The sequence below is a fragment of the Tunturibacter psychrotolerans genome, from assembly GCF_040359615.1.
Taxonomy (GTDB): domain Bacteria; phylum Acidobacteriota; class Terriglobia; order Terriglobales; family Acidobacteriaceae; genus Edaphobacter; species Edaphobacter psychrotolerans.
Map to the genome: position 1 here is coordinate 1,744,283 of NZ_CP132942.1, position 22,046 is coordinate 1,766,328.

General features: G+C 56.2%; 17 protein-coding genes and 1 riboswitch. Of the genes, 9 read left to right on the forward strand and 8 right to left on the reverse strand.

The features are described 5' to 3' along the window. Positions 1 to 64: 64 nt before the first annotated feature. Positions 65 to 226 carry a hypothetical protein gene (locus tag RBB77_RS07085; protein WP_353065944.1) on the reverse strand — a complete coding sequence of 54 codons (162 nt, stop codon included), beginning with the start codon at positions 224 to 226 and terminating at the stop codon, positions 65 to 67. A gap of 107 nt (positions 227 to 333) precedes the next feature. Here RBB77_RS07085 and ndk point away from each other — a divergent pair, with 107 nt between their 5' ends. Both ndk and RBB77_RS07095 read left to right on the forward strand, forming a co-directional pair. Beyond that, positions 334 to 750: a nucleoside-diphosphate kinase gene (ndk, locus tag RBB77_RS07090; protein WP_353065946.1), complete on the forward strand. Its 417-nt coding sequence runs from the start codon at positions 334 to 336 to the stop codon at positions 748 to 750. Between the two features lie 126 nt (positions 751 to 876). Beyond that, a complete protein-coding gene (locus RBB77_RS07095) occupies positions 877 to 1,500 on the forward strand; it encodes an HAD family hydrolase (protein ID WP_353065948.1) in 624 nt (207 codons plus the stop codon). Positions 1,501 to 1,523: 23 nt separating this feature from the next. On the opposite strand, the gene RBB77_RS07100 is transcribed toward RBB77_RS07095, so the two are convergent. Continuing rightward, positions 1,524 to 1,931, reverse strand: a complete 408-nt coding sequence (locus RBB77_RS07100; RefSeq protein ID WP_353065950.1) for a GNAT family N-acetyltransferase — start codon at positions 1,929 to 1,931, stop codon at positions 1,524 to 1,526. Between the two features lie 297 nt (positions 1,932 to 2,228). Here RBB77_RS07100 and RBB77_RS07105 point away from each other — a divergent pair, with 297 nt between their 5' ends. The 5 genes from RBB77_RS07105 (at position 2,229) to RBB77_RS07125 (ending at position 11,162) form a co-directional block, all read left to right on the forward strand. After that, positions 2,229 to 3,302: an aldose epimerase family protein gene (locus tag RBB77_RS07105; protein ID WP_353065952.1), complete on the forward strand. Its 1,074-nt coding sequence runs from the start codon at positions 2,229 to 2,231 to the stop codon at positions 3,300 to 3,302. Between the two features lie 52 nt (positions 3,303 to 3,354). After that, a complete protein-coding gene (locus tag RBB77_RS07110; RefSeq protein ID WP_353065954.1) occupies positions 3,355 to 4,059 on the forward strand; it encodes a CoA transferase subunit A in 705 nt (234 codons plus the stop codon). Then, positions 4,056 to 4,721, forward strand: a complete 666-nt coding sequence (locus RBB77_RS07115; RefSeq protein WP_353065956.1) for a 3-oxoacid CoA-transferase subunit B — start codon at positions 4,056 to 4,058, stop codon at positions 4,719 to 4,721. The genes RBB77_RS07110 and RBB77_RS07115 overlap by 4 nt, the downstream gene beginning before the upstream one ends. A gap of 69 nt (positions 4,722 to 4,790) precedes the next feature. Then, a riboswitch (cobalamin riboswitch) is annotated at positions 4,791 to 4,983 on the forward strand. Between the two features lie 156 nt (positions 4,984 to 5,139). Then, complete coding sequence (locus RBB77_RS07120) at positions 5,140 to 9,453, forward strand: cobaltochelatase subunit CobN (RefSeq protein ID WP_353065958.1); 4,314 nt, start codon at positions 5,140 to 5,142, stop codon at positions 9,451 to 9,453. Next, positions 9,450 to 11,162 carry an AAA family ATPase gene (locus tag RBB77_RS07125; RefSeq protein ID WP_353065960.1) on the forward strand — a complete coding sequence of 571 codons (1,713 nt, stop codon included), beginning with the start codon at positions 9,450 to 9,452 and terminating at the stop codon, positions 11,160 to 11,162. Before RBB77_RS07120 ends, RBB77_RS07125 begins: the two co-directional genes overlap by 4 nt. A 239-nt stretch (positions 11,163 to 11,401) precedes the next feature. On the opposite strand, the gene RBB77_RS07130 is transcribed toward RBB77_RS07125, so the two are convergent. The 6 genes from RBB77_RS07130 to RBB77_RS07155 all read right to left on the reverse strand — a co-directional run bounded on the left by RBB77_RS07130 (position 11,402) and on the right by RBB77_RS07155 (position 20,387). Further along, positions 11,402 to 12,574: a diflavin oxidoreductase gene (locus tag RBB77_RS07130; protein ID WP_353065962.1), complete on the reverse strand. Its 1,173-nt coding sequence runs from the start codon at positions 12,572 to 12,574 to the stop codon at positions 11,402 to 11,404. A 711-nt stretch (positions 12,575 to 13,285) separates the two neighbouring features. Then, a complete protein-coding gene (locus tag RBB77_RS07135) occupies positions 13,286 to 16,018 on the reverse strand; it encodes an FG-GAP-like repeat-containing protein (RefSeq protein ID WP_353065964.1) in 2,733 nt (910 codons plus the stop codon). A 238-nt stretch (positions 16,019 to 16,256) separates the two neighbouring features. Then, positions 16,257 to 16,937 carry a hypothetical protein gene (locus tag RBB77_RS07140; RefSeq protein ID WP_353065966.1) on the reverse strand — a complete coding sequence of 227 codons (681 nt, stop codon included), beginning with the start codon at positions 16,935 to 16,937 and terminating at the stop codon, positions 16,257 to 16,259. A gap of 232 nt (positions 16,938 to 17,169) precedes the next feature. Then, a complete protein-coding gene (locus RBB77_RS07145; RefSeq protein ID WP_353065968.1) occupies positions 17,170 to 19,155 on the reverse strand; it encodes a pyrroloquinoline quinone-dependent dehydrogenase in 1,986 nt (661 codons plus the stop codon). 84 nt (positions 19,156 to 19,239) lie between these two features. Next, positions 19,240 to 19,368: a hypothetical protein gene (locus tag RBB77_RS07150; RefSeq protein ID WP_353065970.1), complete on the reverse strand. Its 129-nt coding sequence runs from the start codon at positions 19,366 to 19,368 to the stop codon at positions 19,240 to 19,242. Between the two features lie 23 nt (positions 19,369 to 19,391). Further along, positions 19,392 to 20,387: an aldo/keto reductase gene (locus RBB77_RS07155; protein ID WP_353067590.1), complete on the reverse strand. Its 996-nt coding sequence runs from the start codon at positions 20,385 to 20,387 to the stop codon at positions 19,392 to 19,394. 113 nt (positions 20,388 to 20,500) lie between these two features. Here RBB77_RS07155 and RBB77_RS07160 point away from each other — a divergent pair, with 113 nt between their 5' ends. After that, on the forward strand, positions 20,501 to 21,382 hold the full coding sequence (locus RBB77_RS07160) for a LysR family transcriptional regulator (protein WP_353065972.1): 882 nt from the start codon (positions 20,501 to 20,503) through the stop codon (positions 21,380 to 21,382). 181 nt (positions 21,383 to 21,563) lie between these two features. After that, the gene (locus tag RBB77_RS07165; RefSeq protein ID WP_353065974.1) at positions 21,564 to 21,989 is read left to right on the forward strand and encodes an organic hydroperoxide resistance protein; all 426 of its coding nucleotides are present in this window, start codon (positions 21,564 to 21,566) and stop codon (positions 21,987 to 21,989) included. The last annotated feature ends 57 nt before the right edge of the window (positions 21,990 to 22,046 follow it).

Consider the following 22,046-nt stretch of genomic DNA (forward strand, 5'->3'; position numbering starts at 1 on the left):
TTCGGGACGACAAGGTTTGGCAATGGTTTTGATCCACGAGAAAGATGATTGCATGGCGGACCGACTAGGTTTGACGGCGATAGAAGAGGCCTGCCGTGAAGAAGACAATGGCGACCATGAGGGAGAGGCGGGCATGGAGGATGTTATGCAAACGCAAGCTGAGGAGGCCATCCGCAAGCCACGCGGCGAAGCCCAGAAACCATATCCACGCTGTCTTTCGGAACATCCGCATTCATCCATGCTCCAGTGAGAAGTTTCAGCCAAGCTTGAACATGCGCGGTTCGCTGGCCTTGTTCTACACTAAGTAATAGAGACTCACCTAGGAGAAATACGTTGTCACAACGCACATTCAGCATCATCAAGCCGGACGCCGTTCGTAAGGGCTACTCCGCAGCTATCCTGGCCGAGATTGAAAAGGCAGGGTTTAAGATTGTTTCGATCAAACGGCTTTCCATTTCGAAGGCGCAGGCTGAAGGGTTCTATTACGTTCACGCGTCGCGTCCGTTCTTCGGCGAACTGACCGAGTTCATGTCGAGCGGCCCCATTTTTCCGATGGTGCTCGAGAAGGATAACGCGATTGCCGATCTGCGGAAGTTGATGGGCGCGACCAATCCGGCCCAGGCGGATGAGGGGACGATTCGCAAGAAGTTCGCATCGTCGATTGGAGAGAACGCTATCCATGGTTCAGACGCCGAGGATACGGCTGCATTTGAGATTGGGTACTTCTTTGCCGGTTACGAACTGAAATAACTCGATTGATAGATGAAGTTCAGCGGCGGTAGTGCGATCGGAGTTTTGGTCGGCTATCCGCCTTGAATTTTGTCGGAAGCGAGAGCGTCTGGCTCTTGGCACCGACGAGAAGCAAGGAGAAATTTGATGTTAGCTGCACCTTCGAAGTTGAAGTTACCGAAGGGGTCTTTCAAGGCCTATCTGTTCGATTGCGATGGAACGATTGTTGACTCGATGCCACTGCATTACATCGCGTGGAAGACGGTTCTAGCGGAATGGAACTGTGAGTTTGGAGAACAGACGTTCTATGCGTGGGGTGGAATGCCGGTATCCGAGATTATCTCCGCGCTGAATGTGCGAGACGGATTGGCGATGCCCGGGGAAGAAGTGGCAAAGCGGAAGGAGGCACTGTACTTCGAAATTCTTCCTGAGTTGAAAGCGGTGCCGGAAGTGCTCGAACATATCGAATTTAGCCATGGGCAAATCCCATTTGCAGTGGTATCAGGCAGTACAAGGGATTCTGTAACTTCTTCGCTGGAGGTGCTGGGTCTTCTGGACAAATTCGAAACGTTGGTATGTGCGGGAGATTACGAACGGAGCAAACCCGATCCAGAGCCCTTTTTGATTGCAGCTAAGCGGCTCGGAGTGAGTCCAGAGGACTGCCTGGTTTTTGAAGACACGGAGATGGGGATTCAGGCAGCGACGGCGGCCGGGATGGCTTCGGTGAAGATATTACAACCGTGGGAGCGGGAGGAACACTCTGGTACATAGTTCGGCAATCGATTAAGGAGCGCTCAGAGCTCTTTGCGGAAATTGATGCATCGATCAACTATTTCGAACCCGAAAGCTTCATGGGCGTTCTTTGAGCTTTCATGGTCGATCCACGTATCGGATGCCATTTCTTCGCACCCATGATTACGTGCCCAACTCTCAGCCGCACGCATCAAGGCCTTGCCGATACCCTGACCTCTGAATTGCTCGTAAACAAACCAACCTTCAACGAAGGCAACGGGTTGGGCCGGGTCGCAGACGTCGGCGTGTGAACGCAGTCCTACCTGAAGAAGGCCGTTGAGTGTTCGTTCCTCCCAATAGGAAATCAGAATCATTGCCGGCAGAGTGCCGTACATGCCGGAGGTGAGCACGCGACCTATTTCCTCACGATGTTCTTCGATGGACGTCTCTGGCCAGAGCAGCGCACACATTTTTGTGATCTCATCTTGATGTGAGATTTGCGCCTGGCGAATCTTGAGACTTTACTCTGTGCGTGAAGCGCGAGTTGAATCAAACCGCCGATTTTGCGTGGTCATGGCCATCCGTCTTACGATTACTCTTGACGCTCAGGTGTTATCGCTGTTTCGTACGAACGGTGGTTCACGTATAGTGGCGAGGGCTGCCGAAGCGAAGAAAATTTTGCTTCAGAACAGACCGAATACCGCCCGCAGGCGGAAAAGTGTACGGGGAGAATGACGATGAGATGGCTGAGGATTATGCTGCTTAGCATGACAACTGCGATGGCGGCACATGGCTCGGTAACTAAGGCTTCGTTCGGGACCGCACCGGACGGTACGGCAGTCGAACTTTATACGTTAAAGAGCGAAGGAATTGAGGCGAGCATTACGACCTTCGGGGCACGCGTAGTTTCGATCAAGACTCCGGACCGCGACGGAAAGATTGCCAATGTAGTGTTGGGATATAGCGCTTTGGATGGCTACGTTGCGGATAAGTCCACGTACTTTGGCGCGATCGTCGGACGGTATGGGAACCGCATTGCGTTCGGAAAATTTTCTCTTGATGGTCATCAATATCAGATTCCAACGAACAATGGCGCCAACTCGCTGCATGGCGGCACGGTGGGCTTCGACCGCATGGTTTGGCAGGCCAGGGCCATCGCAGACGGAGTCGAGATGACATTGGTAAGTAAGGACGGCGACCAGGGCTACCCAGGGACGCTCACCGTGCATGTCCGATACACGGTTCACCACGGTGCACTACGCCTCGACTACAGTTCCTCTTCAGACAAAGATACGGTCATCAATCTGACCAATCACTCTTACTTCAACTTGTCGGGTGATGCGAAGAGCACAATTATTGATGAAGAAATGATGATTCCAGCTGATCAGTACACGCCGGTAGATTCAGGGCAGATTCCCACGGGAACGTTGGCTTCAGTAGAGGATACGCCGTTTGATTTTCGGAAAGCGACTGTGATTGGCGCCAGGATTCACGATGACAATGAACAGTTAAAGATCGGCGGCGGATACGACCACAACTGGGTTCTCCGCGGCAAGAACGGAGAGGTAAAGACCGCAGGTCGGGTTTACGATCCCGTGAGCGGGCGCGTTTTGACTGTGACGACGACGGAGCCGGGGGTGCAGTTTTATACGGGCAATTCCCTTGATGGAACTCCTTATGGGAGTTCGCAGGAAAGCCATGCGAAAAACACCGGGCTATGTCTGGAGACTCAGTATTTTCCAGATTCACCGAATCATCCTGCTTTTCCATCGACCGAGTTGAAGCCGGGCGAAGTGCGGCACAGCACCACTACCTTTACCTTCTCGACTCACGCGAAGTAGGCGGTCATAAACGACGCGGCTTCTTTACTCAGCCGCCTAGGGAATCCTTTCGATGAATAAAGTTGTCCAAACTGCATACGAAGCAGTCGCGGATATCGTTTCCGGTTCGACGGTGATGCTTGGAGGTTTCGGGCTTTGCGGGATTCCGGAGAATCTGATTGCCGCGCTAGTGGAGCGCCGCGTAACCGGGCTACACACGATCAGCAACAATATGGGCGTCGACGGCTTCGGTATGGGACTGATGCTTGAAGCTGGGATGATTGCTTCACACGTCGGAAGCTATGTGGGCGAAAACCGACGGCTGGAGGCTCTGGTATTGAAGAAAGAGCTCGATCTTACGCTGATTCCGCAGGGAACGCTGGCTGAACGAATTCGTGCGGGTGGTGCCGGCATCCCAGCGTTTTATGTGCCGACCGGATTGGGAACTGTGGTGGCCGAAGGGAAAGAAACGCGCAAAATCGGAGATCGGACTTACGTCCTAGAACCTTCACTGAATGCCGACGTCGCGTTAATCAAAGCGTGGAAGGGCGACCGACTAGGGAATCTGGTGTATCGGAAGACGGCGAGAAACTTTAATCCGGCGATGGCGACTGCCGCGAAATTAACAATTGCCGAAATCGAGGAACTGGTTGAGCCGGGAGAGCTGAATCCGGACCACGTCGTTACCCCGGGGATCTATGTGAACCGGGTTGTGGTCGGCGCAGCTTATCGTAAGCCGATTGAGTCGAAGTTCATCAAGTCTGGAGGTGCCGCGTGACAGGCAAAGAGCGGATTGCGCGGCGGATTGCGCGAGAGTTTCGAGACGGTTTTTATGTGAATCTTGGTATCGGGCTGCCGACCATGATTGCTGAATACGTACCTGCGGGGATCGACGTTATGTTCCAGTCGGAGAATGGAATGCTCGGTGTCGGCGGGCCTCCGACCGATGACTGCGCTGACCCCGACCTCATCAACGCAGGGAAGCAGCCGGTGACGGAACTGCCGGGATGCTCGTTTTTCGCGAGCGAGGAGTCGTTCGCGATGATTCGGGGCGGACACATGGATATGAGCATCCTCGGAGCGATGCAAGTCGACGAGCATGGCAATCTCGCAAACTGGACGATTCCGGGAAAGATGGTGAAGGGCATGGGAGGCGCAATGGACTTGGTGGCGGGGGCACGTCGCGTGATCGTTGCTATGGAACATCAGACCAAAGATGGAGCTTCGAGGATTTTGAAAGAATGCACATTGCCGCTGACCGGACAGCGTGTGGTCCATGACATCGTGACGGAACTTTGTTGGATTCGCGTAAGCCCCGAAGGGCTGGTGTTGACTGAGGTAGCCGATGGGATGGACGCCGCTGAGGTGCAATCCCGGACCGAGGCGAGACTACTTGTTTCGCCAGATCTGCGTCTGATGACCGTCAACGCATCAGGGTAGTGGGCGATTTGCTTGCCGGCCGATTTTCGAGTCGACGTGAGTGTGACATCGCAACGATTTCGTTGTGGTATAACGAAATCTGTCTCGGGTGCCCATCAGGGCATAACAGGGAAGTCCGGTGAAGAGCCGGCGCGGTTCCGCCACTGTAAGTGAGGATAGCTGCTTTGAAGTACCACTTGGCCAATGGCTAGGGAAGGTAAAGCGGCGTGCAGGTCACCTGCCACCTCCAAGCCAGGAGACCTACCCGAGAGTAACCGGCAGACTTCTGCGGAGAACAAGAAGATGCATGATCGCTATTCTTATACGGTTTTCTCATCTGGAGCTCTTTCCATCGAACCTGTTGCCTTAGCGTCGGGAAGAGGTGTGAGCTTTGAGTGAGATGCATCGTCAACGTGTAGTACGGGCAGACGGTCGCCCCGTGAACATTGTGCAGCGGCGTGCGCATCTCTCCTATTGTTTTTCCGGCTGCTGTTGCGGGAGGATTGAGCGCGGCTATGCACAGGTGCCCGCCGAAACATACAAGGAAGAGTGGACTCGCCGGAAGATGCGAAATGCGGTCCATCTTACGAAGGCGGGATGTCTCGGACCCTGTGTTTTATCAAATGTGGCGAGCTTAGTCTTTGATGGAAGGGCAGTGTGGTTTCATTCTGTCAACACACCCTGGCAAGTGAAACAGATATTTGAATACATTGATGCGATGTTAGAAGCGGATCGCTTTTTGCAGCCGCCAGAAGAATTGCTTGAATATGTCTTTAACTTTTACGACTGGGACGCTCGGCCTCCGGCTTCGGTCTCGATTGCCTCTGAGAATGCGGTACAGGAAGAAGTACAGGGCATTGCCCTTTTTACGCATGCGGACACAGACTTGGTGACGCTTCAAAACGCGCGCCCTGGACTTCCAGGAGACATCAATGTTTTTCCTTATTCCTTGAATAGTCTGCGTAGTGAGGAACAGATGGTTGCGCTGTTAGCGGGAGCTCTGGCGCGGGCTCGCATTATCGTGTTGCGTTTGCACGGGCCATTGAGTTCGGTTGCTGGATTCCAGCTTCTTAGCGCCATGTGCGCTACGCAGAATCGATTCCTCGTCGTGGTGAGCGGTGTCGGCGAGATGAATCCCGAATTTCTTCGTGCCAGTACTGTCGATCCCGATGTCGTCGCGTCCGTGACGACTTATCTGGAGCGTGGTGGAACATCTAATCTTAGGGAATGCTTAAAATACTTGTCCGACCGTCTGCTGCTCACTGGGCATGGTTACGAGAAACCTACAACTCCCGCCGAGCACGGCATCTACATGCAGGATTTAGAGCACGCGGGATACGAGGACTGGCTGCAGCGTGCAGATCGTACGAAGCCGACCGCAGCCATTCTCTTCTATCGCGCTCATCTTCTCAGCGGGAATACTGCCTTCGTTGATGCTCTGGCTGAGGCAGTGGAGTCGCACGGCTTAAACGCGCTCTGCATATTTACATCTAGCATGAAGGCTCTGGATAACGATTTTCCGGCCGCGCTCCGACTGGTTGAAGGACGCGCTAATGTCATCGTCACCACGTTGTCATTTGCAATGGGAGAGATCAACGCCGGCGATGTGACACTTGCCGGTGAGAACATTTCAATCCTAGAGAGAATGGGAATTCCGGTGATCCAGGCAATCCCGAGCGGGATGACAAGGGGAAACTGGGAAGTGTCTCGGCGTGGTTTAAATGCGCTGGACACCGCGATCAACGTAGCGCTTCCGGAGTTTGATGGCCGCATCATCTCGGTTCCGATCTCGTTTAAAGAGCGGGGCAATGCTCAATCCGGGGATCTATATGTCCCTCACCCTGGGCGCGTAGACCGCGTTGCTGGAATTGCCGCTCGGCTTGCGAAACTCCAGACCCTGGCCAATCCATATAAGCGTGTTGCGTTTGTTCTTACAAATTCATCGACCAAGGCTGCCCAGGTAGGAAATGCTGTCGGACTAGATTCGCCGGCGAGCCTGCTGAACCTGCTGCAAGCAATGAAAGGACGCCGCTACAGGATCGGAGACCTGCCAAAGTCTGCCGATTATCTTATTCACGATCTTCTTTCGCGCGGGACATATGACGACGCACATCCCCTCAATGAGGGAAGCGCTCATCGATATTCGCGCGTAGTCTATCGGCAACGCTTCGAACGTTATCCTGATGTCCCAAAGAAACGGATGATCGATTTGTGGGGGCAGCCTGCTGATCGCGGATACACACTGCGATCGTCTTCGCCGAAGATCGATAAGAAGCTGATGAGCGATGTTGCGATGAAGATTGCTGCGATGGACTTTGAACCATGGAGTGATACCGACGACTACCTGTTTGCGGCAATGCATCTGGGGAATGCGCTGATAGCAATTCAACCGCCGCGTGGCTACGGGCTTAACCCTGACGCCATTTATCACACTCCTGATCTTCCACCGACGCACCACTACACTGCGTTCTATCAGTGGCTCTCGACTTCAGTAGAAGAAGGTGGATGGGGCGCTAATGCCATCGTGCACGTCGGAAAGCACGGAACGCTCGAATGGTTGCCGGGAAAATCTGTCGGCTTGTCGGGAGACTGTTTCCCGGATTTGCTGATCGAAGACATGCCGCTTATCTATCCGTTCATTATTAACGATCCAGGAGAAGGTAGTCAGTCGAAGCGCAGAGGTCATGCGGTGATTGTGGATCATTTAACCCCGCCAATGACTAGTGCAGAAACCTACGGGCCGCTCGCAGCATTGAACCAATTGGTGAACGAGTACTACGCGGTGGAGAAGCTGGACCCATCAAAGCTCCCTTTCATTCAACAACAGATTTGGGAGCTGATTCAGGATGCAAATCTAAAAACTGATCTCGATCTGAAAAACATGTTGTCGCGCGACCATGGGGATCATAAACACGATTGGGAGGACGAACTCACGCCAGAGGGGGTCCCCGTCACTCTTGCAGAGATGAGCGGAAGTGAGGTCGCGCATCTGATCGAAGATATTGATGGGTATCTGTGCGAGCTTGGCATGGCGCAAATTCGTGATGGTCTGCACATACTCGGTAATATGCCTCCGCTTCCCGAGATGCTTCGCTCGATGACTCGGTTGGCGAACGTGGGCTCGCCCAGCCTTTTGGATGCGCTCGCCCGTAATCTCCAGTTTGGTTATCAGGAACTTCTCGACGCGCCAGGGAAAAGGCTTGATGTTGCAGTCACTCTCTCTGGGACTGTTTGTTATACGCATGCCGATGTACTCGAGATGCTGGATCGAATGGCGTTGAATCTTTATACAAGACTCGAAGAAACCGGTTTTCGCATCGATGTGTCCGAGGAGTTTCAACGTGAGATAGTGGGGGCTGCGTCGAAAGAGGTTACGGCGGCTCTTACATTCGCCTGTCAACAGATAGTTCCGAATCTGGAACGCGTTAATGAAGAGGTTGAGCACGTTCTCGACGCTCTGGAAGGCCGCTATGTTCCGGCAGGTCCGGCGGGTGCGCCGACGCGTGGGATGGCGCACATCCTTCCCACAGGCAGAAACTTCTACGCGGTTGATCCTCGGGCGCTTCCTTCTGAAGCTTCGTGGCGCGTAGGCCAGCAGCTTGCTCGCGAGGCGATAGAACGATATCGTGTTGAGGAAAATCAATACCCTGAGACAGTTGGGCTCAGCGCGTGGGGCACCTCGCAGATGCGAACGCATGGTGACGACGTGAGCGAGGTTCTGGCGCTACTTGGTGTGCAGCCGATCTGGAATAAACAGTCGAGGCGTCCTGAGGGAATGACTTTGATTTCACTAGAAAAGCTCGGGAGGCCGCGCATTGATGTCACTCTTCGCATCAGCGGCTTTTTTCGAGATGCGTTTCCTCATCTGATTGACATGATCGACGACGCGGTCTCGCTCGTCATTCAGCAGGACGAGCCTTTGGAGATGAATTTCCCAAAAAAACACTATTTATGGGACCTTGAAAAAAATAGGGCTCAGGGAGTTGAAGAAGCTGAGGCATCCGCGCGGTACAGAGTTTTTGGGGCGAAACCCGGTACGTACGGCGCGGGTATCCAGGCGCTGCTGGAGACACGGCACTGGAAGAGTGACGAAGATATCGCTCAGGTGTTTCTCGAATGGGGCGGCTATGCATATGGCAACGCGGCGAACGGTGTTGATGCGCGGCATGTCTTTGCGGAACGATTGAAGAGCGTACAGGTCGCGCTGCATAATCAGGACAACCGGGAACACGACATCTTTGATTCTGATGATTATTTTCAGTTCCACGGTGGTATGGTGGCGACCATCCGAGCGCTTACTGGGGTACAACCGAAGGCTTACTTTGGCGATAACTCCCGGCCGGATGCTGTGCGCGTGCGGGACCTGCGTGAAGAGGCATTGCGTGTCTATCGCTCACGAGTGGTCAACCCTAAATGGATCGAGAGTATAAAGCGCCACGGCTACAAGGGTGGACTGGAGCTAACAGCGACAGTCGATTACATCTTCGGCTTTGACGCGACTGCACATGTAGCTCCAGATTTTATCTATGAAGGGCTCGCCCAAGTGTATGCCCTCGAAGTGAATACCCAGGACTTCCTGAAACAATCAAATCCTTGGGCGTTGAATGCGATTGCCGAACGTCTGCTCGAAGCAAATGAGCGTGGGCTGTGGGAAGACCCCAAGCCGCAGACACTTGAAGCGTTACGTGAAGTTCTGTTCGATAGCGAAACCCTGCTGGAACTACGTGGTGAGACGAGAAGGAGCGCGGTATGATTCGACCGGCTTATCCCTTCACGGCGATCGTCGGCCAGGAACAGATGAAAATGGCGTTGCTGCTCGCTGCTGTGGATTGGCGACTCGGTGTATTGTTGCGTGGAGACAAAGGCGCAGGAAAGACCACGGCCGCGCGAGGGCTCGCCGAGTTGCTCCCGAAGCCTGGCCGCTTCGTTAATCTTCCAATAGGCATTACAGAGGATCGTCTTTTGGGCGGATTGGATTTGGCTAGTACGTTGAAAGGTGAGCCAGTACTTCGACCGGGCCTGGTAGCAGAAGCGAATGGTGGCGTTCTTTACATCGACGAGGTGAATCTTTTACCCGACCATCTTGCCGATGCACTGTTGGATGTAGCCGCTACGGGCATCAGCACGGTCGAACGAGAAGGTTTCAGCGCGGTCCAGGAAGCACGGTTCGTTTTGATGGGAAGTATGAATCCAGAAGAAGGATCGCTGCGGCCACAGTTGCTCGACCGATTTGCTCTTGTCGCCGATATTGCTGTCGCTGGACTCGCGGCCGAAAGACGAGAGATCGTTGAACGGCGAATGGTTTATGACGCCGATCCCCCACTTTTCGCGGGTTGGTGGATGGAACAGCAGATAAACCTTCAGCAGCGGATAGTGGCTGCGAGAGCGGCGCTCCAAGCCGTGGGATGTTCTAGCAATATGTTGGACCACATCAGTGCGATCGTTTGCAAGCACGGAGTTATATCTCTTCGTGCAGATCTCGCCATTGCGCGTGCCAGCTGTGCACAGGCCGCTCTGCTAGGAGATGAAGAGATTACAGAAGAACATATTGATACCGTCTTGCCGCTCGCACTCGCGCACCGACTAGCGCGGTCGTCTCAGAGGCCACCTCTTCCGAAGACTCCTCCTTCGCCATTGCCCCAAACGCCATTGCCGATTGGGGAGAGTGAAAAGACCGATCAAATGACTGAACAACGATTTACTCCCCTGCCAATCAGCACACCCGAGTTGCGTTGGACTGCGGATGATGGCAAAAGCGGAGCTACAGAGGCGCGCAGAGGAAAGGCACCGGGGCCCGTTGTTAGAAGCAGGAGAAGCGAACAGCCCGCGGAGCTTGATTCGCGTCGCTCCGTGTTGGAAACCGTTGTTCGTACGGGGCAGGTGACGCCTCGTCTTCAAGATCTATACGAAAAGGTGCGGGAGCCACTAGTTGGATCGCGATTTTTATTCGTTGTCGATTCAAGTGGATCGCATGCCGCGCGGGAACGGATGAGAGCGGTTAAGGGAGCGGTGGCTGGTCTTATTGAGCGGTCTCTACGGCGTCGCGACGAGATTGCCATGATTGTATTTCGCGGCGAATCTGCAGAGCTTCTGATTGAGTCTACGAACGATGTGGCGGCTGTGACTGCTGCTTTGGAGTATCTGCCGACGGGGGGGCGTACTCCGCTGGCGCATGCTCTTGAACTGGCAAGCCAATTCGTAACTCCTGAGACGCTCTTAGTGTTGATCACCGATGGTCGTGCGAATGTCCCCTATGGCGGAAAGGATGCCTGGCTCGATGCGTTGCAGGCGGCGATCAAGATTCAGTGTCCCGCTCTCGTCGTTGACACTGAGTCGAACGAGAATGCATTCGGTAAAGCGAGGGAACTTGCCGACGCAATGCGAGCGGAGTGCATTAGCCTGACGGAGCTTGAGGCGGGATATGACTTTGCCATTCTTCTCAAAAACGGTGCCAGTCGATAGCTTACGAAAGCGCTTATTTCTTTGAGAGGGCTCTCCAGAACGTCTCGAATCCGAGGGTTTGAAATTTCTCGGCGGCGACGGGTGAGCGGCCATGAATGTCACCGATGTTTCCATAGTTGCTGAGAGGAACTCTTGAGGTATGTGGGGCGGGCCCAAAGGTGCCCTCATTCGATGAGTAAAAACTCAATCCCAGGCGGCGCTCGCGTCCAGATGCAAGCGCGCGGCGCCGCCTGGGGACTTTAGTAGACGTCGCGCTGGTAACGCTTTTGTTTTTTCATGGCTGCCAGGTACTCGGCTGCATGGTCGAGGGTGCCGTTGGAGCCGCGGGCGATGACGTCGAGGAGGGCGGTCTCTACGTCCTTGGCCATGCGGGTGGCGTCTCCGCAGACGTAGAAATAGGCTCCCCGTTCGAGCCACTCGTAGAGCTCTTTACTGCACTCCTGCATGCGGTCCTGAACATAGACTTTGCGGGACTGGTCGCGGGAGAAGGCGGTGTCGAGGCGGGTGAGAACGCCATCCTTGTGCATGGCTTGGAATTGATCTTTGTAAAGGAAGTCCATGGCTTCGCGTTGTTCGCCGAAGAAGAGCCAGTTGTCGCCTTTCTGGCCGGTGGCCTGGCGCTCTTCGAGGAAGGCGCGGAAGGGGGCGATGCCGGTGCCGGGGCCGATCATAATCACCGGCATGGAGGTGTCTTCGGGGAGGCGGAAGCTGTTGTTGGAGTGGAGGAAGATGGGCATCGTGGTGCCTTCGCCGGCGCGGTCGCCGAGGTGGCCACTGGCTACCCCCTGCCGGTCGCGGCCATGGGACTCGTAGCGGATGACGCGGACCGTGGTTTGGACGCTGTCCTTGTGCATGGCCTGACTGGAGGCGATGGAATACATGCGGGGGGTGAGGCGCTGGAGGATGTTGAAGAGCTGTTGGGGGTCGGTGACTACCTTGGGGAAGTCGGTGGCGAGGTCCACGAACTCGCGTCCCCAGCAGTACTCCTCGGCGCGGGCTTTGTTTTCAGGGCCGACGAGGCATTTGAGGCCTTCGATGTTAGGAGCTAACTTGGCGTACTGGCCCACGGAGCCGCGGGCGAGCTTACCGATGCCGAGGCGGGTGCGCAGGGCCTCTTCAAGGCTGATTTCGACCTTGTAGTGGTCGAGGACGCGCTCGCGGCCGGTGTAGTGCAGGGCTTCGAGGACCTGGGCTACGGCGATGGCGCGGTTCTCGGGGACGATCCCGACGGCGTCGCCGGGGGTGTAGGTCATGCCCTCTTCGATGGAAAGCTCTACGTGGCGGGTCTCCTTCTCCGAGCCTTCGCCGGTGAGGAGGCGGTTGTAGGTCACGGTGGAGAGGAAGGGGTTATTGCGGGTGTATTTGGACGTGTGTCCGGTCGATTGCTGTTCTTGATCTGCCACTTCGGTCATGCCTCTATGGTAAAACGCATTGGCCGGAAATGCAGGGGCGTTTGGGCGAATTGCGTGGTGAACCATGCGCTGCTGCGGGTGCATCTTGTGGCGTTTCTGTGGTGGCTTGTGGCTCTTTTGTGGTGCGTTGTCGTTCTTTGTTTTCGCGATGACCGTTGCGTTTCACATTCTGCCCCCTCCCCCCCTCCCTCTTAGGGGGTATCTTGCAGCGATGTCCTTTATTTTGATTGGTTTGCGGGTGGGGTGTGTCTGTAAAATATTCATTACAAATGAGTTGCTTGCAAAATATTGGAAACAAATGAGTTATTTTTGTTTTTGTGCTCCTCCTCTGCCACTGGGGTTTAAATAAAAAACTGCAAGGAGGCTTTTCCCCTTTGCAGTTTTCTTGCTGTTCTAAGTATATCGGATTAGGTGGGGCTAATGCGCCATGCGAATCCGCTTGTCCGGCGCGGGGATTTGCTGGTTTGGGGCTTGACAGGGGTTTTTCGTCACGGTCTGTGGTGAAACATGGAGTCTCCGAATCGGGCACTTGTGTAAGGACCTCATGCGGTCGTGGCCATCAACAGGCTTATCGCCTGATATTGCGCGTTTGAGAGCCGGAAGTATTTCTCCGATTTGCCGACTTATCGTCCAAATGAAGAGAAGCGCATTTATCGGGACCTATGCAAGCAAGTTTCCGAAACCCGACTTTCAGGCCTTGGAATCAGGAATCTATTGGATGGTAACGGTGAATGTAGTGGTGTGGATGGTCGCGCCGCTAGTAGCGGTGACGGTGAGGGGGTAGGTTCCGGCGGTGGGGTAGAGGGTTTGGGGACCGGCGGACCCGCCACCGCCGCTGGAACCTCCGCAGGCGACGACGGAGGCCAGGCTGGCAAGGAGGCTGACGGCGAGAAAGAGCGAGCCCCCGCAAATGAGGTGGCGCGGTCTTGCGGTGGCGCTCCGAACTCTGCGGCGGCATGCGGAGAAGAGAGCAAGTAGACCGAGGGGCAGGGTTCCAGCGACGATTGGGGTGGACGCGCCTGGATTCAAGGGAGACAGACCGGGTGTCAGAGATGCGGACTGGACGCTGGTCTGTAGGGTGAGGGTGGCCGTGGCGGCGGCACCGGCAGGTGTGACGCTGGGGGAAGAAATCGAGCAGGTGGAGTTGGCGGGTGCACCCGTGCAGGTGAGGGAGGTCGCGGCCGAGAAGCTATTGAGAGGGGTAAGGGAGATGGTTGTGGTGGCGGCGGAGCCGTGAGTGATAGTAGCAGTGGTGGAGGATAGCGACAGGGAAAAGTCGGGGGCGCCGGTGATGGTGACCGTGATTGGGGCGGACGTCTCCGATTGCCCTTCGTAGTTGCCGGGGTAGCCGACCTGGATGGTGTGAGACCCCACTGCAAGAATGGAAGTAGTGAACGAGGCGACACCGTTGACCAGTGTCACGCCGGCTAGGTTCTGGCCCGAATCGATAAACGTGACGGAGCCGACCGGCGTTCCATAGCTTCCAGTCAGGGTCGCGCGCAGCGTGACTGCCTGGCCGAATGTGGCGGGGTTGGGGGTGGCTGTCAACTGGATAGTTGTCGATTGGCTCGGGAGAATATTCAGAACCGGACCTGCGGACTGGCTGGGAGCATAGAGAGAGTTACCGTGGAAGACGGCGACGGGTCCGTGAACGCCGGCAGTGAGGGAGCTCGTGGTGAAGGTGGCGGTATTGCCCACGAGTGGCAGTGTAGCGATGACCGTGTAGGGTGGAAAGCCGACAAAGTCGATGAGATCGACGGAGCCGGTGGGCTGACCGCTGGAGGCTGTCTCCGTAACGGTGAATGTGATCGGAGTACCCGACGCGATGTTAACGTATGACGGGGAGACCGGGAGGTCAGTGGCTGTCTGCAGCGTCGGAGCGATAGCCTGAGTGTTGTGCAGGAAAATCTGGGCGGTGTTCTGGGCGTACTCGGTGGTAATGAGGTCATTGAGACCGTCGCCATCGAGGTCGGCGAGGACGGTTGCGGAGTTGTCCCAGGCGGGTGCCGTTAGTCCTTCGAGCAGCGAAGTGGGCGCGAGGAAAGTACCGTCGCCTTTGCCGGGAAAGATGAGGAACGTGTTTTCCCCATCCGTGGCGATAACATCGGGAGTCCCGTCGCCGTCGATGTCTCCAACGGCGATGGTGTAGAGGTAGGCCAGATTCCCGGGCGCTGTGGTGTTCTGGGGCGCGAGTAATTGGCCGGGATGGGCGGGATCTCCAAGGTATACGGAGAAGAAGCTACCCGTACCTGAGACCACTACGTCCGGGAGGCCGTCGTGGTTGAGATCCTGCAGCGCGATGCTGTTTATGGCTGCGGGCGGGCTACTAAAGGCGGGAGCGAGAAACTGCCCGGGATGGGCTGGGTCGGCCAGGAAGACAATAAACTCCCACGTGTCGGCGCTTGCCGGCAGGTTGCCGTTATACGACGGCGCGCAACGCACGACAAGGTCCGGGAAGCCGTCGCCGTTCATGTCCGCGGCATTGAGACCAACGACGTCGTAGCCGGAAAACGATGAACTGGTGACGCTTGAGGGGAAGGTGCCGGGTGCGGTCTGCTGGTTGAGCGCAACGGTGATGTTGTTGGGGTTCGTGGAGAGTGCATTTCCCTGGATGTAGGCTATGTCGGGCAGGCCGTCGTGATTGAAGTCTGCGATGACGATGGGAGTTCCTTTGCCCGGGATGAGCTCGGTTGGCGCAAGAAAGGTGCCGGGTGCCGCGGGATTGTTACGGAAGAAGACGGTATAGTCGTCGGCTCCGCCCGTAACGATGAGATCGACAAGACCGTCGGCGTCGAGATCGGCGGCGAACACGTGGATGAAGCTGTTGTCGTTGTTGGAAGCAATCGGCAAGTTAGTGGGGGGAAGGAAATGGCCGGGTTTGTCGGCGAGCGAGACGGCCAAGGCATTGGGGTAGCCTTGCACGGTGGCGATGTCGGGGATGCCGTCGTTGTTGAAGTCGGCAACTACGACGTCCGTGAGCACGTTGTAGCTGTCGTTGACGGAGAAGTCGATCGTCTGGGCGTAGCGAAGGGCACTGGTGGAGGTGTAGGTGCCGGGGGTGACGGTGAGCGTGACGGGAGAACTGTTGGCGGCGGCGTCCGCGGTGGTGGCGTGAAAGGCAGCGGTGAGTTGGTGGCTTCCTGGCGCAAAGATGTGACGCAGGATGGCTGTCCCCGGCGTGAAGCCGGACCTGGAGGTGCTAACGAGTTGGAGGGTCTGAACTTTCTGGGTGCCGTCAAGAATATCGACCATGCCGAAGCGAATGGGACCGGCTGAGTCAGCGGCAGTGACCGTGGCAGTGGTGGGGGTGGCAGCGGGCTGGGTGGGAGAGCTGAGCGCGAGCGAGATGGTGACGGGGCTCTGGGCGGCAGCGATGGTGCAAAGAGAAATAAGGAAGAAAGATATGGCCAAAGCGGGAAAACAAAGCAAAGCAGAAAAGCGCATCGTACAAAGAACTCCCCAGGGGATAAACCGAGCAATTTTGTGCCTCGGCGAGTCTACCTCTAGTTTGTCAGTACGGAAAGCCTTATTGTCTCAGAGCTATTTCCCGAAAAACGTGGTTATGAGAACTTCGATCTTGAACTTGCCGCGAACGTGACTTTGCGGGCACCACGGGATCCCCGGAGCGAAGTTCGACTTGAAATGATGAAGGCCCCAGCGAATGCCTAAGGCGTCGGAAGCTTCAAGGAGTCGCAGGTATTGGCGTGGGTGGGGGTTGCACTTTGTAAGCCTTGCTGAAGCGAACGCGGAAGAGCCAATAGATCATCAAGGGGAAGGGCAGGACAGCGAGGACGGTCAGGAAGATAGAGCCGCGTAGGAAAGCGGGAAAGACCTGTTGCTGGCCGAGGAAGAAAGAGCCCGTGGCGATAAAGAGTCCAAAGCACATGCGCCAGAGGTGACGCGTGATGCGCTGTCGGCCGGCGATTCCGCCTCGAGTGAGCATACGGATGTCTCCCGAGGCGGCAAGCAGGAGGACTACGCCGAAGAAGAAGCACATGCCAGCAGGCGCGTTTTTGTCAGGATGGTGGAGCGTCTGGACACCAAGGGTGATCACGGCGGCTGCTCCACCGAGGCCCACGAGTAGCGCCGCCCAATCATACCGGTCTAGCTTCCTTCGTCGGCCCGCGAGCCACGCAGTCGTGATCATGTAAAAGGTGACGATGCTGCCGATGATGTTTCCGTGCTGAGACTTGAGGATCGCGAGACACAGACCGCTGGAGGCTAGCGTCAGCATCGCAATCGTGAAGACGTTTCCCGAAGCGCGATGCAGGCGGCCGCCTTTGCGAACCGCAATGGCGAAGGTGCCCCCTAGCAGACCAATTGTGCCACCGAGGATGTGCAGAACCAAGAGCGGGAATCGCATACTTCCACCGCGTTTCAGCACTTGCGATTGCGAAATCGCTTGTGGAGAGAGTCTACGCGCTTTTTGTGGGGGAGACGGTCGTAGTTTGTGAAGAGCCTAAGGACAAAAGCGCCAAGCTCATCATGCATCACCCTGAGGGACTCTGCTCCCCATAAATTCCCGGATGGTCGGCAATACGGTTTCAACCTTTCGGGATAGCTGGTTTTTTATCGTCCACTTGCCGACGACAGGATCATAAGGTGAATGCTATTAGTTCTGCCGGAAGGTTCGCGCCACCTGTAGCGACCACGATGAATTGCTTGCCGCTAAGCATGTAGGTCATGGGCGCGGCAGTTGCGTTGTGCGGCAACGCCACCTCGCCGCCGCGCTTCCCCAGGGCTTTGTCAAAAGCGACAAGGTTCGGTGTCACGACTTTGAACTTTGGCACATCCGAAGGGCTGCCGCCTTCGCGTTGTGTTGTCCCTTCCTGGCCGATGATCAGAACAGTCTTCGTGAGCAGCAGATGTCCACGAGCCGGGCGGCCGAGATTCTTCAGCCCGAGCTGCTTCAAGGCAGGTACTTCGTCAGCGAGATCCCCCACGGGAGTCATCCAGCTGTGGTCTCCGGTGTTCAGATCAATGGCTGTGACACGTCCATACGGAGGCTTCCAGAGTGGCACGCCATCGATATCGGGAACAGGTTTCATCTTGCCGATGTAGCCCGTGTGCGGCACGGATGATGGAACCAGTTCCGCTGTATACGGGAACGTCACAGAAGACACATAGCACATACCCGTCTCCGGGTCGCACGCGGCGCCGGACCAGCTCGCGCCACCCGCGATGCCGGGCAGCTCAATCGTTGGCTTCTGAAGGGACTCGGGCGTGAATAATGGGCCGTAGTTATACTTCTGCAACTCCGCCAAAGCTTTCGCGTGCAGTTCCGGTGTGAAGTCAGTGAGGTCAGCTTCGGTCACACCCTGGCGGTCGAAGGCGGCTGGTTTGGTCGGAAAGGGTTGTGTCGGGGAGGTTTGCTCCCCGGGGATCGTCGATTGCGGAACCGGCTGTTCCGTGATGGGCCAGATCGGCTTGCCGGTCCCACGATCGAAGACGTACAGGAAGCCTTCTTTACTGGTCTGAGCCACAGCCTTCACACGCCGTCCGTTGATGTGGATGTCGATCAGGTTGGGCGCTGCCGGAAGATCGTAATCCCACAACCCGTGGTGAGCCATCTGGAAATGCCAGACACGCTTGCCTGTCGTGGCTTCTACGCAAACCAGGCACTCTCCGAAGAGTCCACTCCCAGGCCTGTTTACCCCGTAGTGATCGTCAGACGGAGACGTGAGCGGAAGATAGACATAACCGAGTTCGTCATCGGCGCTCAACATCGACCAGAGATTTGCGGAGCCGGTCGTCTCTGCAGAGCCGTTAATCCAGGTGCCGTAGCCGTACTCCCCTGTATGGGGAATGGTGTGGAATGTCCAGACTAGTTTGCCGGTCCTGACATCAAATCCGCGCACATCGCCCGGAGGCATGCGTCCGGCGAGAGGAACGTCGTTCACCTTTGATCCCATGACGATCACATCGCGACAGATGACCGGCGGAGAGGAGACACCGTAGAGCTTGCGCTCGACGGGCCGACCAAGTCCCTGTGTCAGATCGATGCGGCCCTTATCACCGAAAGTCTCGACAGGTTTACCTGTTTTCGCATGGATGCAGATCAGGTAGCCATCGCCCGTACCGTACACGATGCGTGTGTCGTCACCGTCGGCCCAGTACGAGACTCCGCGATGAACGAAGCCATTGTTGGAAGGCACGCCGTTCTTCCAGGTCTCCGGGTCATAGACCCAGAGCAGCTTGCCCGTCGCGGCATCGAGCGCTACCGCCTGCGAGAGCGATGTCGTGAGGTAGAGAACCCCATCGATCATCAGCGGGGTTGCTTCCCAAGCCCACGTCTTCAAATTGTGAGCTTGGGTGAGATCCTCTTCCACGGACCGCCACGTCCAGGCGACTTTGAGATTGCTGAAGTTGTCTGCTGTGATCTGATTCAACGAGGAATATTTTGTGCTGGCCTTATCGCCAGCATATTGTCGCCACTCCCCCGATGCGCGGGCAGCGGCGGGTACCTGGCAGAGCGCAGCGATATCCCCGAGCATCGGCATGGCAGCGGCAACCGCCCCGAGCCGGATCACCTCACGCCGGGTGAGTCCTTGACGAGACTTTTGATCGTTGTGCTCAAACATAAGGTCCCCTTTTCCTGATTGCTTCGCACCGTTACGGCACTTGCTAGCGAGATCTTTCGCTGCGGTCTGAACTTCCTTTTCATCTCAGTCGGCCTGCACTACGGAAGCGCTCGCTTCGGCGAAGGCTTTCGCCGTTGCAAGGCCGAGCCTCGGCGCAGCTCCCGTAACCAGGGCGAACTTGCTTTCAAACGTAGAGTTGATTCGTTTCTCCATGTTTTGATTGAGCGTAGTTTGCGTTATCGATCGATCAGCTTTGCGTGGGTTGCGGGGTAGCGTTCGCCTTCGACCTTGATTGCCGAGGAGGCTGCTTCGAGAGTGTGTACCTCTTCCGTAGTGAGTTCGATGGAGGCACCGCCGAGATTTTCTTCGAGGCGCGAGAGCTTGGTGGTGCCGGGAATTGGGGCTATCCACGGCTTCTTTGCGAGGAGCCAAGCGAGGGCGATTTGTGCCGGTGTGGCTTTCTTCTGCTCCGCGAACCTGGTGACTACGTCTACGAGTGCATGGTTCGCCTTGCGGTTTTCCTCGCTGAAGCGCGGGACGATGGCACGGAAATCGGAGCTGTCGAACTTGGTGGATGCGTCGATCTTGCCGGTAAGGAAACCTTTGCCGAGGGGGCTGAAGGGAACGAAGCCGATGCCGAGCTCTTCAAGTGTGGGCATGACGGATTGTTCGGGCTCGCGCCAGAAGAGTGAGTACTCGCTTTGCAACGCGGTGACGGGCTGCACGGCATGGGCGCGGCGGATGGTCTTTGCACCTGCTTCGGAGAGGCCGAAGTGTTTGACCTTGCCTGCCTGTATGAGTTCTTTGACGGCGCCGGCGGTGTCTTCGATGGCAGTGTTGGGGTCGACGCGATGCTGGTAGAAAAGGTCGATGGTGTCGGTCTGCAGGCGTTTGAGCGAGGCTTCGACGACCTTCTTGATATGGTCGGGGCGGCTGTTCGTGGCGGTCCATTTGCCATCATTCTTTGGATCGGGCTCGAAGCCGAACTTGGTGGCAATGACGACGTCTTTGCGGAAGGGAGCAAGGGCTTCGCCGACGACTTCTTCGTTGACGTACGGGCCATAGACTTCGGCGGTGTCGAAGAAAGTCACGCCGCGCTCGACAGCGGCGCGGATGAGCTTGATGGCTTCGGACTTTTCCGTGGCGGGGCCGAGACCGAAGGTCAAACCCATACAGCCGAGGCCGAGTGCTGAGACTTCGAGGCCGCTCTTTCCTAGTGTGCGCTTTTGCATCATCTCTCCTGATTCAGCCTTGCACTGTTCCAACTTCTATAAGTCTAAGGAGTCATCTTCTATGAGACTAGATGGCCTCTGGTTCAAAGAGTTATGAGTAGAATGCATGAATCATGAAGAACGACCTGGGAGAGCTTTCAGCGTTTGCAACGGTGGCGGAAGAACGTAGCTTCACGCGCGCCGCCGCGCGCCTGGGCATTTCTCAATCTGCGCTCAGCCATTCCATTCGCGGCCTTGAAAAAAGGTTGGGACTTCAATTGCTTGCGCGAACAACGCGAAGCGTCTCTCCGACTGCGGCGGGAACGACGCTTCTCCGGGAACTGACGCCCGCATTAGAACGGATTGAGCGAGCCCTTGCGGATTCCCGGAAGCAGAGGGAAACTCCGTCGGGCCGGATAAGGCTTATCATCCCGCGGACAGCGACTAAGGCGGTGATTTTGCCGAAGCTGTCTCAGTTTGCTCGTAGCTATCCCGCGATCGTGTTGGAGGTCACGTCCTCCAATGACCCTGTTGATCTTGTTGCGGGAGAATACGACGCAGGTGTGCAGCTTGGCGAATTCATTCAGAGGGATATGATTGCCGTCCGGGTGACCAAGGAGCTGCGTCTCGCAGTAGTGGGATCTCCTGAGTACTTCCAGCAGAACAGCATCCCGAAACATCCGCAGGACCTTAAGGAGCATTCGTGCATCGGATTTCGCTTCAGCAAAGGCCTTTACCGATGGGAGTTTGAAAAGGGTCGCAAGTCGCTGACGGTCAACCCCCAGGGGCCAGCATCGTTTGATGATCCAGACCTCGTCATCCAGGCAGTATTAGATGGAGTAGGAATTGGGACAGCGATGGAAGATAGTCTTGAGAGCCTGATTGCAGAAGGGCGCCTGGTTCAAGTCTTGAAAGAATGGTGCCCGTCATTCCCGGGCTATTTCCTCTACTATCCCAGTCGTCGGCATCAGCCTGCCGCGCTTGCCGCGCTTATTGACTGCCTTCGAATCGATTAGCAGTGAGAAACGCGCCTCTTGCCACACGGCCGAAAAGTCGGCCAGTGTTTACAAGTCCAGCCCACCTGGACGCAAACGGGGTTCTCGTAAACTTGACAGCCTCTTTGTCGGATTAATCCTGCTATGTCGGCGTATGGGAAGTACGCTGGTATGGCACGAATATTCCAAGGAGACAAAACGTATGGCGCCACTGTATTCCACGAAAGTCACGGCAAAGGGAGGCCGTCATGGATCGATCCGGAGTGACGATGGGCTCCTGGACCTCAGCCTGGCGTTGCCAAAGGCTCTGGGTGGGAGCGGAGGTGCAACGAATCCTGAACAGTTGTTTGCGGCAGGATACGCAGCTTGCTTTGAGAACGCTTTGTTGCGGGTGAGTCGAGAGGCCAGACATCATTTCACCGACGACCAGGTCGAGGTCGTAGCAGAGATTGGCATCAGCCGCAATGAAGCGGGGAACTTTGTCCTGTCGGCGGCTCTCTCTGTGACCCTGGTCGGGGTTGATCAGGCGACGGGAGAGGGATTCGTACACCGCGCGCATCAGGTTTGCCCTTATTCCAATGCGATTCGGGGAAACGTGGACGTAGCGACCACGGTCACTGTCCGTTAGGACAACTTTCGGCTTCAGCCCAGATTCGGTCGCAACTCCATTTCTTCGATGATTTAG

Coding starts and splice junctions, on each gene's coding strand:
- RBB77_RS07085 (WP_353065944.1), bottom strand. CDS start 226: ATGTTCCGAAAGACAGCGTGGATATGGTTTCTGGGCTTCGCCGCGTGG.
- RBB77_RS07095 (WP_353065948.1), top strand. CDS start 877: ATGTTAGCTGCACCTTCGAAGTTGAAGTTACCGAAGGGGTCTTTCAAG.
- RBB77_RS07100 (WP_353065950.1), bottom strand. CDS start 1,931: ATGTGTGCGCTGCTCTGGCCAGAGACGTCCATCGAAGAACATCGTGAG.
- RBB77_RS07105 (WP_353065952.1), top strand. CDS start 2,229: ATGACAACTGCGATGGCGGCACATGGCTCGGTAACTAAGGCTTCGTTC.
- RBB77_RS07110 (WP_353065954.1), top strand. CDS start 3,355: ATGAATAAAGTTGTCCAAACTGCATACGAAGCAGTCGCGGATATCGTT.
- RBB77_RS07125 (WP_353065960.1), top strand. CDS start 9,450: ATGATTCGACCGGCTTATCCCTTCACGGCGATCGTCGGCCAGGAACAG.
- RBB77_RS07130 (WP_353065962.1), bottom strand. CDS start 12,574: ATGACCGAAGTGGCAGATCAAGAACAGCAATCGACCGGACACACGTCC.
- RBB77_RS07135 (WP_353065964.1), bottom strand. CDS start 16,018: ATGCGCTTTTCTGCTTTGCTTTGTTTTCCCGCTTTGGCCATATCTTTC.
- RBB77_RS07140 (WP_353065966.1), bottom strand. CDS start 16,937: ATGCGATTCCCGCTCTTGGTTCTGCACATCCTCGGTGGCACAATTGGT.
- RBB77_RS07145 (WP_353065968.1), bottom strand. CDS start 19,155: ATGTTTGAGCACAACGATCAAAAGTCTCGTCAAGGACTCACCCGGCGT.
- RBB77_RS07150 (WP_353065970.1), bottom strand. CDS start 19,368: ATGGAGAAACGAATCAACTCTACGTTTGAAAGCAAGTTCGCCCTGGTT.
- RBB77_RS07155 (WP_353067590.1), bottom strand. CDS start 20,387: ATGCAAAAGCGCACACTAGGAAAGAGCGGCCTCGAAGTCTCAGCACTC.
- RBB77_RS07160 (WP_353065972.1), top strand. CDS start 20,501: ATGAAGAACGACCTGGGAGAGCTTTCAGCGTTTGCAACGGTGGCGGAA.
- RBB77_RS07165 (WP_353065974.1), top strand. CDS start 21,564: ATGGCGCCACTGTATTCCACGAAAGTCACGGCAAAGGGAGGCCGTCAT.